The organism is Streptomyces sp. NPDC002886 (assembly GCF_042888445.1).
GTDB lineage: Bacteria > Actinomycetota > Actinomycetes > Streptomycetales > Streptomycetaceae > Streptomyces.
Window position 1 is genome coordinate 121,557 of record NZ_JBIAPV010000002.1, and the last position, 16,005, is coordinate 137,561.

Below are 16,005 nucleotides of genomic sequence, written 5' to 3' on the forward strand. Positions count from 1 at the left end.
CCGCGCGGGGGTCGCCCCCGGTCGCCCCGTGTTGGTCCGATCGGCGCTCAGACGTCACGCGCGGACCTCGGATACTCGCCGGGTACTCGAATAGCTGCACTCTGTTGCGGGGGTAGGCTCGGAATCGCGCCGGTGCACCGTTCGTCACCGGGAACCAGACATGTGGAGAGGAGCCCTGACCCACGGTGAGCACCAAGCCGACGACCACAGAGCTCGACTGGACCGAACTGGACCAGCGTGCTGTCGACACCGCCCGGATCCTGGCCGCCGACGCGGTCCAGAAGGTCGGTAACGGCCACCCCGGTACGGCGATGAGTTTGGCCCCCGCCGCGTACACCCTCTTCCAGAAGGTGATGCGGCACGACCCGGCGGACCCGGAGTGGGTCGGCCGCGACCGTTTCGTGCTTTCCGCGGGTCACTCCTCGCTGACGCTCTACACCCAGCTGTACCTCGGCGGGTTCGGCCTGGAGCTGGACGACCTGAAGGCGTTCCGCACCTGGGGTTCCAAGACCCCGGGCCACCCGGAGTACGGCCACACCGCGGGTGTCGAGACCACCACCGGCCCGCTGGGCCAGGGCATCGCCAACGCGGTGGGCATGGCCATGGCCGCCCGCTACGAGCGCGGCCTGTTCGACCCCGAGGCCCCCGCGGGCGCCTCCCCGTTCGACCACATGATCTACGCGATCGCGGGCGACGGCTGCCTCCAGGAGGGCATCTCCCACGAGGCGTCCGCGCTGGCCGGCCACCAGAAGCTCGGCAACCTCGTGCTGCTGTGGGACGACAACCACATCTCCATCGAGGGCGACACCGAGACGGCCGTCTCCGAGAACACCCTCCAGCGCTACGAGGCGTACGGCTGGCACGTCCAGCGCGTCGCGCAGCAGGAGAACGGCGACCTCGACCCGAAGGCGCTGTTCGCCGCGCTGCAGGCCGCCAAGGCCGAGACGGAGCGCCCCTCCTTCATCGCGGCCCGCTCGATCATCGCCTGGCCGGCGCCGCACGCCCAGGGCACCGAGGCCTCGCACGGCTCGGCCCTCGGCAACGACGAGGTCGCCGCCACCAAGCGCGTGCTCGGCTTCGACCCGGAGCAGACCTTCGAGGTCTCCGACGAGGTCATCGCGCACACCCGCGCGCTGGGCGACCGCGGCCGCGAGGCCAAGGCCGCGTGGGAGAAGGAGTTCTCCGCCTGGCGCACCGCCAACCCGGAGCGCGCGGCCGAGTTCGACCGCATCAACGCCAACGAGCTGCCCGCGGGCTGGGAGGACAAGCTCCCCGTCTTCGAGACCGGCAAGGGCGTCGCCACCCGCGCCGCCTCCGGCAAGGTGCTCGAGGCGCTCGGCGCGGTCATCCCGGAGCTGTGGGGCGGCTCGGCCGACCTGGCCGGCTCCAACAACACCACCATCGACAAGAACTCCTCGTTCCTGCCGGTGGGCAACCCGCTGCCGGAGGCCGACCCGTACGGCCGCACCATCCACTTCGGCATCCGCGAGCACGCCATGGCCGCGGCCATGAACGGCATCGCCCTGCACGGCCACACCCGCATCTACGGCGGCACCTTCCTGGTGTTCTCCGACTACATGCGCAACGCCGTGCGCCTCTCCGCGCTGATGCACGTGCCGGTCACCTACGTGTGGACGCACGACTCCATCGGTCTCGGCGAGGACGGCCCGACCCACCAGCCGGTGGAGCACGTCGCCGCGCTGCGCGCCATCCCGGGCCTGAACGTGGTCCGCCCGGCCGACGCGAACGAGACGGCCGTCGCCTGGCGCGAGATCCTCAAGCGCCACACCAAGGTCTTCGGCAAGGGCGCCCCGCACGGTCTGGCGCTGACCCGCCAGGGCGTGCCGACCTACGAGCGCAACGAGGACGCCGCCAAGGGCGGGTACGTGCTCTTCGAGGCCGAGGGCGGCCCGGCTCAGGTCCTGCTCATCGGCACCGGTTCCGAGGTCCAGCTCGCCGTCGCCGCGCGCGAGGCGCTGCAGGCCGAGGGCGTCCCGGCCCGGGTCGTCTCGATGCCGTCCGTCGAGTGGTTCGAGGAGCAGTCCCAGGAGTACAAGGACAGCGTCCTGCCGCCCTCGGTCAAGGCGCGTGTCGCGGTCGAGGCCGGCATCGGCCTGACCTGGCACCGCTACGTCGGCGACGCGGGCCGGATCGTCTCGCTGGAGCACTTCGGTGCCTCGGCCGACGGCGCCGTGCTCTACCGCGAGTTCGGCCTGACCGCCGAAGCCGTGACCGCCGCCGCACGCGAGTCGCTCGCCGCCGCCGCGCGCTGACTCCCGCACCCAGACCAGTAGGAGATGCAATTCCCATGACAGACGCACTGAAGCGCCTTTCCGACGAGGGCGTGGCGATCTGGCTGGACGACCTGTCCCGCAAGCGGATCACGTCCGGCAACCTGGCTGAGCTCATCGACCAGCAGCACGTGGTGGGTGTCACCACCAACCCGGCGATCTTCCAGAAGGCGATCAGCGGCGGCGAGGGCTACGAGCAGCAGCTCGCCGACCTGGCCGCCCGCAAGGTCACCGTCGAAGAGGCCATCCGCATGATCACCACGGCGGACGTCCGCGACGCCGCCGACATCCTGCGCCCGGTCTACGACTCGACCGAGGGCCAGGACGGCCGCGTCTCGATCGAGGTCGACCCCCGTCTGGCCCACAACACCCCGGCGACCATCGCCGAGGCCAAGCAGCTCGCGTGGCTGGTGGACCGCCCGAACACGCTCATCAAGATCCCGGCGACCAAGGCCGGCCTGCCGGCGATCACCGAGGTCATCGGCAAGGGCATCAGCGTCAACGTCACGCTGATCTTCTCGCTGGAGCGCTACCGCGAGGTCATGGACGCGTACCTGGCGGGTCTGGAGAAGGCGAAGGCCGCCGGCCTGGACCTCTCCAAGATCCACTCGGTCGCCTCCTTCTTCGTGTCCCGCGTGGACTCCGAGATCGACAAGCGTCTGGACGCCCTGGGCACCGACGAGGCCAAGGCCCTCAAGGGCAAGGCGGCGCTCGCGAACGCCCGTCTGGCCTACGAGGCCTACGAAGAGGTGTTCTCCACCGAGCGCTGGGCCGCTCTGGACAAGGCGCACGCCAACAAGCAGCGTCCGCTCTGGGCCTCGACCGGCGTCAAGGACCCGGCGTACAAGGACACCCTGTACGTGGTGGACCTGGTCGCCCCCGGCACCGTGAACACCATGCCCGAGGGCACCCTCGAGGCCACCGCCGACCACGGCGAGGTCGCGGGCGACACCATCCGCGGCACGTACGAGCAGTCCCGCGCCGAGCTCGCAGCGGTCGCGAAGCTGGGCATTTCGTACGACGATGTGGTGCAGCTGCTCGAGGAAGAGGGCGTCGAGAAGTTCGCGGTGTCCTGGAACGACCTGCTGAAGTCGACCGAGGCGGAGCTTGAGCGCCTCGCCCCCACGGAGGCCTGAACACTTTGTCTGTAAACGGAGCGAACCCGCTTCGTGACGCACAGGACCGGCGGCTCCCGCGCATCGCGGGGCCGTCCGGCCTGGTCATTTTCGGCGTTACGGGTGACCTGTCGCGCAAGAAGCTGATGCCTGCCGTCTACGACCTCGCCAACCGAGGCCTGCTCCCGCCGGGCTTCTCCCTCATCGGGTTCGCCCGACGCGAGTGGCAGGACGAGGACTTCGCGCAGGAGGTTCACGACGCGGTCAAGCAGCACGCGCGCACGCCTTTCCGCGAAGAGGTGTGGCAGCAGTTGGTGCAGGGCTGCCGCTTCGTCCAGGGCGACTTCGACGACGACCAGGCGTTCGAGACGCTGAAGTCGACGATCGAGGAGCTGGACAAGGCTCAGGGCACCGGCGGCAACTTCGCCTTCTACCTGTCCGTCCCGCCGAAGTTCTTCCCCAAGGTCGTCGCCCAGCTCAAGAAGCACGGGCTGGCGGACCAGAAGGAGGGCTCCTGGCGGCGCGCGGTCATCGAGAAGCCGTTCGGGCACGACCTGACCAGTGCGCAGGAGCTCAACCAGCTCGTGCACGACGTCTTCCCGCCCAACGAGGTCTTCCGGATCGACCACTACCTGGGCAAGGAGACCGTCCAGAACATCCTGGCGCTCCGCTTCGCCAACACGATGTTCGAGCCGATCTGGAACCGGTCGTACGTCGACCACGTGCAGATCACCATGGCCGAGGACATCGGCATCGGCGGCCGGGCCGGCTACTACGACGGCATCGGCGCGGCCCGCGACGTCATCCAGAACCACCTGCTCCAGCTGCTCGCGCTGACCGCCATGGAGGAGCCCGGCTCCTTCCACCCCAAGGCACTGGTGGCCGAGAAGCTCAAGGTGCTCACCGCCGTGGAGCTGCCCGAGGACCTGGGCAAGCACACCGTGCGCGGCCAGTACTCGGCGGCGTGGCAGGGCGGCGAGAAGGTCGTCGGGTACCTCGAAGAGGACGGCATCGACCCCAAGTCGAAGACCGACACCTACGCGGCCATCCGCCTGGAGATCAACAACCGCCGCTGGGCGGGCGTCCCGTTCTACCTGCGGACGGGCAAGCGCCTGGGCCGCCGGGTGACCGAGATCGCGGTCGTCTTCAAGCGGGCCCCGTACCTGCCGTTCGAGTCGGGCGCGACCGAGGAGCTGGGGCAGAACGCCCTGGTCATCCGGGTCCAGCCGGACGAGGGCGTGACGGTGCGCTTCGGTTCCAAGGTTCCGGGCACCTCCATGGAGGTCCGGGACGTGACGATGGACTTCGCCTACGGCGAGTCCTTCACGGAGTCGAGCCCCGAGGCCTACGAGCGGCTGATCCTCGACGTGCTGCTGGGTGACGCGAACCTGTTCCCGCGCCACCAGGAGGTCGAGCTGTCCTGGAACATCCTCGACCCGATCGAGCGGTACTGGGACGCTCACGGCAAGCCCGCCCAGTACCCGTCGGGCACCTGGGGACCGGTCGAGGCGGACGAGATGCTCGCACGAGACGGACGGAGCTGGCGCCGGCCATGAAGATCGATCTCACGGAGACCAACTCCAGCAAGATCAATGCCGCGATGGTGCAGGCACGCCGGGACCTCGGCACGCCGGCCATCGGCATGGTCCTCACGCTGGTGATCGTGACCGACGAGGAGAACGCGTACGACGCGCTCAAGTCGGCCGGCGACGCTTCCCACGAGCACCCCTCGCGGATCATCGTCGTCATCAAGCGGGCCAGCCGCTCGCCGCGCAGCCGCCGCGAGGCCCGTCTCGACGCGGAGATCCGCGTCGGGGCGGACTCCGGCAGCGGCGAGACGGTCGTGCTGCGCCTGCACGGCGAACTGGTCGACCACGCCCAGTCGGTGGTCCTCCCCCTGCTGCTCCCGGACGCGCCCGTCGTCGTCTGGTGGCCGGAGGGCGCTCCGCAGGACCTGGCGGGCGACCCCCTGGGGGCGCTCGGCCAGCGCCGGATCACGGACACGTACTCCGCCGAGACACCCATCGAGGCCCTCGGTACGCGTGCGGCGGCGTACGCGCCCGGGGACACGGACCTGTCCTGGACCCGGATCACCCCGTGGCGTTCCATGCTCGCGGCGGCGCTCGACCAGCAGACCCTCTCGGTGTCCTCGGCCGTCGTGGAGGGCGAGGACGACAACCCGAGCTGCGAACTGCTGGCCATGTGGCTCGCGGACCGGCTCCAGGTCCCCGTCAAGCGCACCTCCTCGGCGGGCCCCGGGCTCACCGCGGTCCGTCTGGAGACCAAGGGCGGCGAGATCGTCCTGGACCGGGCGGACGGGGCGCTGGCCACGCTGTGCATGCCGGGGCAGCCCGACCGTGCGGTGGCGCTGAAGCGCCGCGACACGGCCGAGCTGCTGGCGGAGGAACTCCGCCGCCTGGACCCGGACAACACCTACGAGGCCTCGCTGAAGTTCGGCGTGGCCCGCCTGGCAGCCACGTCCGGGCCTCCGGCGAAGCCGGCACCCGCCGCCAAGGCGGAGGCCAAGGCTGAGGCCCCGGCCGAGGCGCAGGCCCCGGCGGCGAAGCCCGCTCCGGCGAAGCCGGCCAAGAAGGCCGCGGCCAAGTAGGCGAAGCATCGGCCCGCCGCGCGGAGCTGTCCCCCACCCGGGGCGGCTCCGCGCAGCGGCGTCCGCACCCGCACGACCCCGAACTACCGACAAGGCGGCAGCACATGGGTATGACGACTCCCCAGGTCGTCGTCCACCGGGACAAGGAGCTGATGGCCCAGGCCGCGGCCGCCCGGCTGATCACGAAGATCGTGGACGCACAGGCGGCCCGCGGCACCGCGTCGGTGGTCCTCACCGGCGGCCGCAACGGCAACGGCCTGCTCGCCGCACTGGCCGCGGCACCGGCCCGCGACGCCATCGACTGGTCGCGGATCGACCTGTGGTGGGGCGACGAGCGCTACGTGCCCGCCGACGACCCCGAGCGCAACCACGTACAGGCCCGTGAGGCCCTGCTGGACTCCGTTCCGGTGGACCCCGCGCGGGTCCACGCCATGCCCGCCTCCGACGGCCCGTACGGGGCCGACGTGGACGCGGCGGCCGCCGCCTACGCGGCGGAGCTCCGGAAGGCCTCCGGCCCGGAGGACCACGGCCCGGTCCCCCGCTTCGACGTCCTGATGCTGGGCGTCGGCCCGGACACGCACGTGGCCTCGCTCTTCCCCGAGCACCCGGCGTCCCGCGAGAGCGAGCGCACCGTCGTCGGCGTGCACGGCGCGCCCAAGCCGCCGCCGACCCGGATCTCGCTCACCCTCCCGGCCATCCGCGCCGCCCGCGAGGTCTGGCTGCTGGCGGCCGGCGAGGACAAGGCCGGAGCGGTGGCGATCGCGCTGGGCGGCGCGGGCGAGGTGCAGGCACCGGCGGCCGCCGCGTACGGCCGCTCCCGGACCCTGTGGCTCCTCGACCGCGCGGCCGCCGCGAAGCTCCCGCCGGCCATGTACCCGCCGGCCTCCGCCTGATCCCGTAGACGCAGAACACGACAGGGCCCGCTCTCCCCGGGGAGAGCGGGCCCTGTCTCCTTCGTCGGGCCGGGGTCAGCGGCCCCGCAGCGAGCGGTACGTGGCCACCAGCGCCCGCGTGGACGCGTCCAGGCCCGGTACCTCCGCGCCCTCGGTCAGCGCCGGCTCGACCCTCTTGGCCAGTACCTTCCCGAGCTCCACGCCCCACTGGTCGAAGGAGTCGATGTTCCACACCGCGCCCTGGACGAACACCTTGTGCTCGTAGAGCGCGATCAGCTGGCCCAGGACCGCCGGAGTGAGCTCGGCCGCCAGGATCGTCGTCGTCGGGTGGTTGCCCGCGAAGGTCTTGTGCGGGACCAGCGGTTCGGCGACGCCCTCCGCCCGGACCTCGTCCGCCGTCTTGCCGAAGGCCAGCGCCTGCGTCTGCGCGAAGAAGTTCGCCATCAGCAGGTCGTGCTGGGCCGCCAGCGCGGGCGGCAGTTCGCCGACCGGGCGCGCGAAGCCGATGAAGTCCGCCGGGATCACCTTGGTGCCCTGGTGGATCAACTGGTAGTAGGCGTGCTGGCCGTTGGTGCCGGGCGTGCCCCACACCACCGGCCCGGTCTGCCAGTCCACCGGGTTGCCCTCGCGGTCCACCGACTTGCCGTTGGACTCCATGTCCAGCTGCTGCAAGTACGCGGTGAACCGGGAGAGGTAGTGGCTGTACGGGAGCACCGCGTGCGACTGGGCGTCGAAGAAGGCGCCGTACCAGATCCCCAGCAGGCCCAGTAGCAGCGGGGCGTTCTCCTCGGCGGGGGCCGTACGGAAGTGCTCGTCCATGGCGTGGAACCCGCCGAGCAGTTCGCGGAAGGCGTCCGGGCCGATCGCGATCATCAGGGAGAGCCCGATGGCCGAGTCGAAGGAGTAGCGTCCGCCGACCCAGTCCCAGAACTCGAACATGTTGGCCGTGTCGATGCCGAACGCGGAGACCTTCTCCTCGTTGGTGGAGAGCGCCACGAAGTGCCGTGCCACGGCCGCCTCGTCGCCGCCGACGCCCGCGAGCAGCCACTCCCGCGCCGAGGTGGCGTTGGTGATGGTCTCGATCGTCGTGAAGGTCTTCGACGCGATGATGAACAGCGTCTCGGCCGGATCGAGGTCGCGTACGGCTTCGTGCAGGTCGGCGCCGTCCACGTTGGAGACGAAACGGACCGTCAGGCCCCGGTCGGAGAAGGCGCGCAGCGCCTCGTACGCCATCGCCGGACCGAGGTCGGATCCACCGATGCCGACGTTGACGACGTTCTTGATGGGCTTGCCGGTGAAGCCGGTCCACTGCCCCGACCGGACCCGGTCGGCGAAGGCCGCCATCTTGTCGAGGACCGCGTGGACCGCGGGGACGACGTTCTCCCCGTCCACCTCGACGACCGCGTCGGCCGGTGCGCGCAGCGCGGTGTGCAGGACCGCCCGGTCCTCGGTCGTGTTGATCTTCTCGCCGCGGAACATGGCCTCGCGCAGCTCGGCCACGCCGGTCGCCGCGGCCAGTTCGCGCAGCAGTTCCAGCGTCTCGTCGTTCACGAGGTGCTTCGAGTAGTCGATGTGCAGGTCCCCGACCCGCAGCGTGTAGCCGGTGCCCCGGCCCGGATCCGCCTCGAACAGCTCCCGCAGATGCGTCTGCCCCAGCTCGTCCCGGTGCTTGCCGAGTGCGGCCCACTCTGGCGTCCGGTTAAGCCTCGTACGGCTGTCTGCGTTCATCTCGGACATCAACCCACTTCCTGTCCTGTCGTGCCCCGCCGGTTCCAACCTAAGGGATGGGAAGGGGCGCAACCGACACAAAGCGGCCCGGCCCGCTGGAGACAACTCTCCTGCGGGCCGGGCCGGATGGCACGTCGTTCGGTGGGAATGCGTCAGATCTCGCCGCGCAGTTTTGCGAGCGCCTCGGCGAGGATCGCCTCGCCGTCGGCGTCGGTGCGCCGCTCCCGTACGTACGCCAGGTGGGTCTTGTACGGCTCGGTGCGCGGCGGCGCGGGCGGGTTGTCCCGGTCCTGGCCGGCCGGGAACCCGCAGCGCGGGCAGTCCCAGGTGTCCGGCACCTGCGCGTCGCTGGCGAAGCTCGGCTGCGTCTCGTGCCCGTTCGAGCACCAGAAGGAGATGCGCAGGCGGGGCGCGGACTCGCCGCGCTCGGCCTCACCCATCGGCCCCGCTCCGACCCGACTACCACGGATCGCGTTGCCACTTGCCACGGTCGTAACTCCCTGCGTGATGGTGCCGCGAAGCGTGAGTGGATTCCGTCGCGGGCGCCCAAGTCTACGTAAGGCGGGGCGCCCGTCCAGGAATGGAGTTACCCATTCCAGACAAGGACGCCGGACCTCATGATAGGCCGGGGGGAGCCGACCGGACTGCCGGAATGGCCAGAACGGTTCAGCTGCTCGTCTTCATGAGCAGACCGAGCGCGACGATGCACGCGAACCAGAGCAGACCGATCACCACGGTGATGCGGTCGAGGTTGCGCTCCGCGACCGAGGAGCCGCCGACCGACGACTGCATACCGCCGCCGAACATGTCGGAAAGACCGCCGCCCTTGCCCTTGTGCATCAGCACGAGCAGCATCAGCAGGGCGCTGAAGACGACCAAGGCGATCTCGAACCCCATAATCACGGCTGATTCCTACTTTCCTGGCTTACTGGCTTTCCGGCGTTCCCGCAGTGCCGATTACGAGCACGGGGGCCGGCAGCTGGTTCAGCCTGCTCGGCCCCCGCAAGGGTACGACGGATCCGTCCTACCGCATACTCACGATGAACGTCACTGGTCGCGGAACCGGACGATCTTCACGAACTCGTCCGCGTCCAGCGCAGCGCCGCCGATCAGGGCGCCGTCGACGTCGGGCTGGGCCATGATCGCGGCGATGTTGCCGGACTTGACCGAGCCGCCGTACTGGATGCGGACCTTGTCGGCGAGCTCCTGCGAGTACAGCTCCGCGAGGCGCACGCGGATGGCACCGCAGACCTCCTGAGCGTCGTCGGGGGTGGCGACCTCGCCGGTCCCGATCGCCCAGACGGGCTCGTACGCGATCACGATGGACTCGGCCTGCTCGGCCGGGAGGTCCTTGAGGCCGCCGTCGAGCTGCTTCAGCGTGTACTCGACCTGCTGGCCGGCCTTGCGGATGTCCAGGCCCTCGCCGACGCACAGGATCGGGGTGATCCCGTGCTTGTAAGCGGCCTTGACCTTGGCGTTGCAGATCTCGTCGCTCTCGCCGTGGTACTGGCGGCGCTCGCTGTGGCCGACGGCCACGAACGTGCACTTCAGCTTCGAGAGCATCGGGCCGGAGATCTCGCCGGTGTAGGCGCCCGAGTCGTGGGCCGAGATGTCCTGGGCGCCGTACTTGATCTTCAGCTTGTCGCCGTCGACCAGGGTCTGGACCGAACGGAGGTCGACGAAGGGCGGCAGGACCGCGACCTCGACGAAGTCGTAGTCCTTGTCGGCCAGGGCGAAGGCGAGCTTCTGGACGTGGGCGATGGCCTCGAGGTGGTTGAGGTTCATCTTCCAGTTGCCCGCCATCAGCGGGGTACGGCCGGCGGTGTTCTCAGTCATCAGGGTTCAGACCTCCAGAGCGGCGAGGCCGGGGAGCGTCTTGCCCTCGAGGTATTCGAGGGAGGCGCCGCCACCGGTCGAAATGTGGCCGAAAGCGTTCTCGTCGAAGCCGAGCGTGCGTACCGCGGCGGCCGAGTCGCCACCGCCGACGACGGTGAAGGCGCTGCTGTCGACGAGGGCCTGCGCGATGGCGCTGGTGCCGCCGGCGTAGTCGGGGTGCTCGAAGACGCCCACCGGACCGTTCCAGAAGACGGTTTCGGCGTCGGCGATCTTCGAGGCGTACAGCTCGCGGGTCTTGGGACCGATGTCCAGACCCTCTTGGTCGGCGGGGATCTTGTCCGCGTCGACGGTGATGAAGTCGGCCGGGGCCTTGGTCTTCAGGTCCGGGAAGTCCTTGGACGCGAGGATGTCGACCGGGAGGACCAGCTCGACACCATTCTTCGCGGCGCGCTCCATGTACTCCTTGACGACGTCCACCTGGTCCTTCTGCAGCAGGGAGATGCCGACCTCGTAGCCCTTGGCGTAGAGGAAGGTGTACGCCATGCCGCCGCCGATGAGGATGCGGTCGGCCTTGCCGAGCAGCTGGTCGATGACGGCCAGCTTGTCGGAGACCTTGGCGCCGCCGAGGATGACCACGTACGGGCGCTTGACCTCGTCGGTCAGCTTCTTCAGGACGCCGACCTCGGTGGCGATGAGGTAGCCGGCCGCGTGCGGGAGGCGCGCGGGGAGGTCGAAGACCGAGGCGTGCTTGCGGTGGACAGCGCCGAAGCCGTCGCCGACGTAGATGTCGGCCAGCTCGGCGAGCTGGTCCGCGAAGGCGCCGCGCTCGGCGTCGTCCTTGGCGGTCTCACCGGCGTTGAAGCGCAGGTTCTCGATGACGGCGACCTGGCCGTCGGCGAGGGCCGCGACGGTCTCCTTGGCGGAGGCGCCGACGGTGTCGGTGGCGAACGCGACGTCCGTACCGAGCAGCTCGCCGAGGCGGGCGGCGGCGGGCGCCAGCGAGAAGGCCGGGTCCGGGGCGCCCTTGGGGCGGCCCAGGTGCGAGGCCACGACCACGCGGGCGCCGGCCTCGGCGAGCTTCGCGATGGTGGGCTGCACGGCGCGGATGCGGCCGTCGTCGGTGATCTCACCGTTCGAGAGGGGCACGTTGAGGTCGGCGCGTACGAAGACACGCTTGCCGGAAACGCCCTCGGCGAGAAGTTCGTCGATCGTCTTCATGCTGTTTTCTACTCCTTTTCCCAGCCCAGGACTTTACCCGTGCGGGGTGAGAGGGGTACGAGGCAAGCAACAGGGCCCGTACAGCGCTTCATCGCGCTGCCCGAGCCCCGGTGCTCACATCGTGGTGCCTGCCTTGGTGCTTAGAGCTGACCGCCGACGAACACGGTCAGGTCGACGAGGCGGTTGGAGTAGCCCCACTCGTTGTCGTACCAGCCGATGACCTTGACGCTCTTGCCCTGGACCATGGTCAGGGAGGAGTCGAAGGTGCAGGAGTACGGCCAGTTCACGATGTCGGAAGAGACGATCGCGTCCTCGGTGTAGTCCAGGATGCCCTTCAGCTGGCCCTGAGAGGCCTTCTGGAAGGCCGAGTTGACCTCGTCCTTGGTGACTTCGCGCTCCAGCTCGATGACCAGGTCGGTCACGGAACCGGTGGGGACCGGGACGCGCATCGCGATGCCGTCGAGCTTGCCCGCCAGCTCCGGGATGACCAGCGCGGTGGCCTTGGCGGCACCGGTGGTGGTCGGGATGATGTTCTCGGCGGCCGCGCGCGCCCGGCGCAGGTCCGAGTGCGGGAAGTCCAGGATCCGCTGGTCGTTCGTGTACGCGTGGACCGTCGTCATCATGCCCTTGACGATGCCGAAGTTCTCCAGGAGGACCTTGGCCATCGGCGCCACGCAGTTGGTGGTGCAGGAGGCGTTGGAGATGACGTGGTGGTTGGCCGCGTCGTACTTCTCCTGGTTGACGCCCATCACGATCGTGATGTCCTCGTCCTTGGCCGGAGCCGAGATGAGGACCTTCTTCGCGCCGGCCGCGATGTGCTTGGCGGCGTCGGCCTTCTTGGTGAAGATGCCGGTCGACTCGATGACGATGTCGGCGCCCAGCTCGCCCCAGGGGAGGTTCGCGGGGTCGCGCTCGGCGAAGGTCTTGAAGGTGTTGCCGCCGACGGTGATGGTGTCGTCGGTGTGGCTGACCTCGGCCTTGAGACGGCCCAGGATCGTGTCGTACTTGAGGAGGTGAACCAGGGTTGCGTTGTCAGTCAGGTCGTTGACACCGACGATCTCGATGTCCGCTCCCTGCTCCAGGAGCGCCCGGAAGTAGTTGCGGCCAATTCGGCCAAAACCATTGATGCCTACGCGGATCGTCACGAACCGATCTCCTCGTTGGTGCGCCGGCCTGTCCGCCAGCGAGCTGTATGGGATGTCCCCGACCGCTTACGACACTACCTCTCCGTGAGCTTCGGAGTGACATCGACCATCCTGTGACACGCCCCGAAGCCCCGCACTCCAGGACGAGTACGGGACCTCGGGGACTTTGTGCCCGGTCACTCACGGTGAGCGGCGGCGGGGCCTCTGATCAGTGGTTCAGCGACCTGAGCGCCTTACCGACCAGTACGGCGCGGTCGGCCGCGGCCGGCACGTGTTCCAAGCCGAAGCCGAAGAGCACGGTGTCACGCGTAGTGACGGAGGCGTAGGACTTGAACAGCTCGCCCGACCGGGACCAATCGCCCGGAACATCGGGGCTTCCGGCAGGTGCGCCCTGGGCGGTCCAGACACCGAGCGAGGTCTCGAATCCCTCGGCCGCCTGGTCCGTGCCGCCGGTCGAGACGCGGGCCTCGTCCGCGAAGACCCCGCGGCCGCCGGAGCCCGGGTCGGTGATGTAGGCGAGGGAGACCTCGACGGTCTTGCCCGCGTAGGCGCTCAGGTCGAAGGAGACCTGCTTCCAGCCGTTGGAAGACCCGGTGAAGGAGTTCCACTGGCCGCTGGTGCCCGCGGGGGTGCAGCCGCCGGCGTCGAGGGTCAGGTAGCGGCGCAGGAACGGGTGGTCGTTGACGAAGAATCCGGCCCCGCACTCCTCGGGAACGGTGGTGGTGGTCAGGCCGCCCAGGTCCGGCAGCGTGGTCCAGTCGTCGCCGCCCGCGGTACGGGACTCCAGGACCGCGTGGTCGTAGCCCTCCTCGGTGTTCCAGTTGAGCGCCATCTTGAGCTTCGGCTGGTCGGCCGCGGTGACCCCGGTGAGGTCGATGGTGCGGGTGAGGCGCTTCCAGTCGTCGTCGTCGTGCGTGGCCGAGGCCATGGAGGCACCGGCGTACGGGGCGTACGGGTTCACGACTCCGGCGTACTGGCCCCCCTGCGCGCTCTTGAACCGCGGGAACTGCGCCGCGGGCAGGGTGTCGGAGGTGACCGTGTAGGAGCCCGGGCGGTCGAGCGGGTTGCCCGTGGCGTCACCGAGGGCGCCCTTGGCTCCGGTCAGGGAGCCCGCGCCGGTGAAGCCGGTGGGGCCGGTGACTCCCGCGCGGCCGTAGGCGCCGAGGAAGTACTGGCTGAAGTCGTTGGTCACGGCACGGCCGACCTGGGCGTTGCCGCCCGCCAGCTCGCCGGCCTCGATCAGCTTGCCGCCCTCGTTGAGGAAGTCGCGCACCGCCAGCTGGGTGTCGCCGCCCGGGGACTTGGCCCCGGTGTAGTGGACGGCCGTACGGAAGTGGGAGAGGGCTCCGAGGTGGTGCGGGGCGCCCTGTACGGCCACGTCCCAGACCGCCGCGCTCTTGCCGTTGGCCTTCAGCGCGTCCACGTACTCCTGCGCGTGCTGCGCCGGTGCGCCCTCCTCGGCGATCACCAGCACGTCGGCGCGGGGCCGCTCGGCCACCGTGTACGTGAAGTGCCCGCTGGAGACCTGCTTGCCGCGGTCGCGGCCGGTGAACCAGACCTCGACCTTGTCGCCGGGCCGGGCGCCCTCGACCTCGGCGCGGTACTCGTCGAACCAGTTGTTGTCGTCGCCGCCGTAGGTCTCGCCGCCCTTCCAGGCTTCGAGGTCCTCGTCGTGGGTGCGGCCCCCGTTGATCCGGTAGTTGAGCTCCTTGTCCTTCAGCGCCTTGCGGGCCGTGACGGCGACCTCCTGGTCCTCGCCGCGGGCCGCGTAGGACGTGGTGAAGGGGTCCAGGGTGAAGTCCGCGGCGGTCAGGCCCAGGGAGGACTTCGGCCGGTCCGGGTGCTCGGCGCTCTCGGCCACGGAGAGCGCGAAGGGGATGTTCTTGGCGAACTCGGCCTGGATGAGCTTCTCGTCGTCCGGGAAGTTGAAGCCGGAGGCGCAGTCCTCGGGCTTCCACTGGTCGGCCGGGTCGATCGCGGAGGCCGTCTGGCAGGTGGTCATCTCCGGCGTGAACATCATGATGCCGTTGGCGTTGGCCGCCTGGCTGTCCGCTTCGCCGTTGGTGGTGTAGAGCTCCGAGGAGACCTGGGGGTAGTAGCCCGGGACGGCCGGGTTCTCCGGGGTGCCGGCGAGCGCCTTGTAGGCGACGTCGTCGGGAGTGGGGGTGGCCACCTGCCAGCCCACGCCGTACAGGATCAGTTCGGCGGCGGAGTGGTAGTTGACGGCGTAGTCGAAGCCGATGCGCTTCTGGAAGGTGTCCAGGGCGACGGTCTCGGGCTCCGAGGCGGCCTTCGCGCCGCGATAGGTCTCACTCGACTGGTTGGGCGAGGAGCCCTCGTTGTCGTAGCCCCACTTGTAGGCGAAGTTGCGGTTGAGGTCGACGCCGTCGCCCGCGGTGATCTTGCCGTCGGCGTTGTTGTCGCGCAGGTTCTTGCGCCACAGCCGCTGGCCGTCGGGGGCGAAGGTGTAGTCGTAGCCGTCGGGGTTGGCGGAGAGCAGGAACCACAGCTCGGTGGAGTCCACCAGCTTGGTGATCCGCGGGTCCTTGCCGTAGTTGTCGAGGGTGTGGTGCATCAGCCGCCGGGTCATCTCGGGGGTGATCCACTCGCGGGCGTGCTGGTTCGACATGAAGAGCGTGGAGGGCTTTGCGCCGTCCCTGCTCTTCTTGGCGTTCTTGGTGACCTTCAGGGCGAGGATGTCCTTGCCCTGGACGGTCTTGCCGATGGAGACGACCTTGGTGAGGCCGGGGTTCTCCTGGGCGGTGCGCAGGATCTCCTCCTGGAGCCCGCCCTTGCCGCTGTACGGGCGGAAGACCCCGTCGCCGGCCGCCAGCGTGCGCGCCGCGGCCTTGGCCGCGACCTTGCGTTCGGCGAGCTTGATCCCCTGGGCTTCCAGGTCCTTGGCCTGACCGCCGGTGAGGAAGAGCTCGACCTTGGCGGTCCCGCTCTCCGGGGCGCGTTCGGAGAGCTCGTGCGCGTCCTGGCCGGCCGCCAGGACCAGCGGGACCTGCTCCTTGGTGATGTCGGCGTCGTAGACCCGTACCTCGTCGGCGGCGGACCGGTCCGCCGCACCGGGGTGGGCCTGGGCCGCCGCGGGTAGTGCGGCCAGTGTGGTGCCGAAGACGAATGCGCTTGCGGCGAGGATCGATCTCGCGCGGTGCCTCATGTGCC

Annotated in this window: 12 protein-coding genes; 5 read left to right on the plus strand and 7 right to left on the minus strand. The window is 69.8% G+C overall.

What is annotated here, in order from left to right; all coding sequences use genetic code 11:
- Positions 1-185: 185 nt before the first annotated feature.
- The 5 genes from tkt to pgl all read left to right on the plus strand — a co-directional run bounded on the left by tkt (position 186) and on the right by pgl (position 6,907).
- On the plus strand, positions 186-2,273 hold the full coding sequence (gene tkt / locus ACFYYB_RS06705) for a transketolase (protein WP_389433586.1): 2,088 nt from the start codon (positions 186-188) through the stop codon (positions 2,271-2,273).
- 35 nt (positions 2,274-2,308) lie between these two features.
- Positions 2,309-3,427 carry a transaldolase gene (gene tal / locus ACFYYB_RS06710; protein ID WP_389433588.1) on the plus strand — a complete coding sequence of 373 codons (1,119 nt, stop codon included), beginning with the start codon at positions 2,309-2,311 and terminating at the stop codon, positions 3,425-3,427.
- Between the two features lie 5 nt (positions 3,428-3,432).
- Positions 3,433-4,962 (plus strand): glucose-6-phosphate dehydrogenase, encoded by a 1,530-nt coding sequence (zwf, locus tag ACFYYB_RS06715; RefSeq protein WP_389433589.1) that lies wholly within the window; start codon positions 3,433-3,435, stop codon positions 4,960-4,962.
- Positions 4,959-6,014, plus strand: a complete 1,056-nt coding sequence (gene opcA, locus ACFYYB_RS06720; RefSeq protein ID WP_389433590.1) for a glucose-6-phosphate dehydrogenase assembly protein OpcA — start codon at positions 4,959-4,961, stop codon at positions 6,012-6,014. Before zwf ends, opcA begins: the two co-directional genes overlap by 4 nt.
- A gap of 110 nt (positions 6,015-6,124) precedes the next feature.
- A complete protein-coding gene (gene pgl, locus ACFYYB_RS06725) occupies positions 6,125-6,907 on the plus strand; it encodes a 6-phosphogluconolactonase (RefSeq protein WP_389433591.1) in 783 nt (260 codons plus the stop codon).
- A gap of 75 nt (positions 6,908-6,982) precedes the next feature.
- On the opposite strand, the gene pgi is transcribed toward pgl, so the two are convergent.
- From pgi to ACFYYB_RS06760, 7 genes are all read right to left on the minus strand, one after another.
- Entirely contained in the window at positions 6,983-8,635 is a 1,653-nt protein-coding gene (gene pgi / locus ACFYYB_RS06730) for a glucose-6-phosphate isomerase (RefSeq protein WP_389434928.1), read from the minus strand.
- Between the two features lie 152 nt (positions 8,636-8,787).
- Entirely contained in the window at positions 8,788-9,123 is a 336-nt protein-coding gene (locus ACFYYB_RS06735) for an RNA polymerase-binding protein RbpA (protein ID WP_007263454.1), read from the minus strand.
- A gap of 178 nt (positions 9,124-9,301) precedes the next feature.
- On the minus strand, positions 9,302-9,532 hold the full coding sequence (gene secG / locus ACFYYB_RS06740; protein ID WP_327309495.1) for a preprotein translocase subunit SecG: 231 nt from the start codon (positions 9,530-9,532) through the stop codon (positions 9,302-9,304).
- Between the two features lie 150 nt (positions 9,533-9,682).
- Positions 9,683-10,471 (minus strand): triose-phosphate isomerase, encoded by a 789-nt coding sequence (gene tpiA / locus ACFYYB_RS06745; protein ID WP_327307344.1) that lies wholly within the window; start codon positions 10,469-10,471, stop codon positions 9,683-9,685.
- Positions 10,472-10,477: 6 nt separating this feature from the next.
- On the minus strand, positions 10,478-11,689 hold the full coding sequence (locus ACFYYB_RS06750) for a phosphoglycerate kinase (RefSeq protein ID WP_327307343.1): 1,212 nt from the start codon (positions 11,687-11,689) through the stop codon (positions 10,478-10,480).
- Positions 11,690-11,829: 140 nt separating this feature from the next.
- A complete protein-coding gene (gene gap, locus ACFYYB_RS06755) occupies positions 11,830-12,834 on the minus strand; it encodes a type I glyceraldehyde-3-phosphate dehydrogenase (RefSeq protein WP_243338363.1) in 1,005 nt (334 codons plus the stop codon).
- Positions 12,835-13,042: 208 nt separating this feature from the next.
- Positions 13,043-16,000, minus strand: coding sequence for a M14 family zinc carboxypeptidase (locus ACFYYB_RS06760; protein WP_389433592.1), 2,958 nt, complete (start codon positions 15,998-16,000; stop codon positions 13,043-13,045).
- Positions 16,001-16,005: the final 5 nt, after the last annotated feature.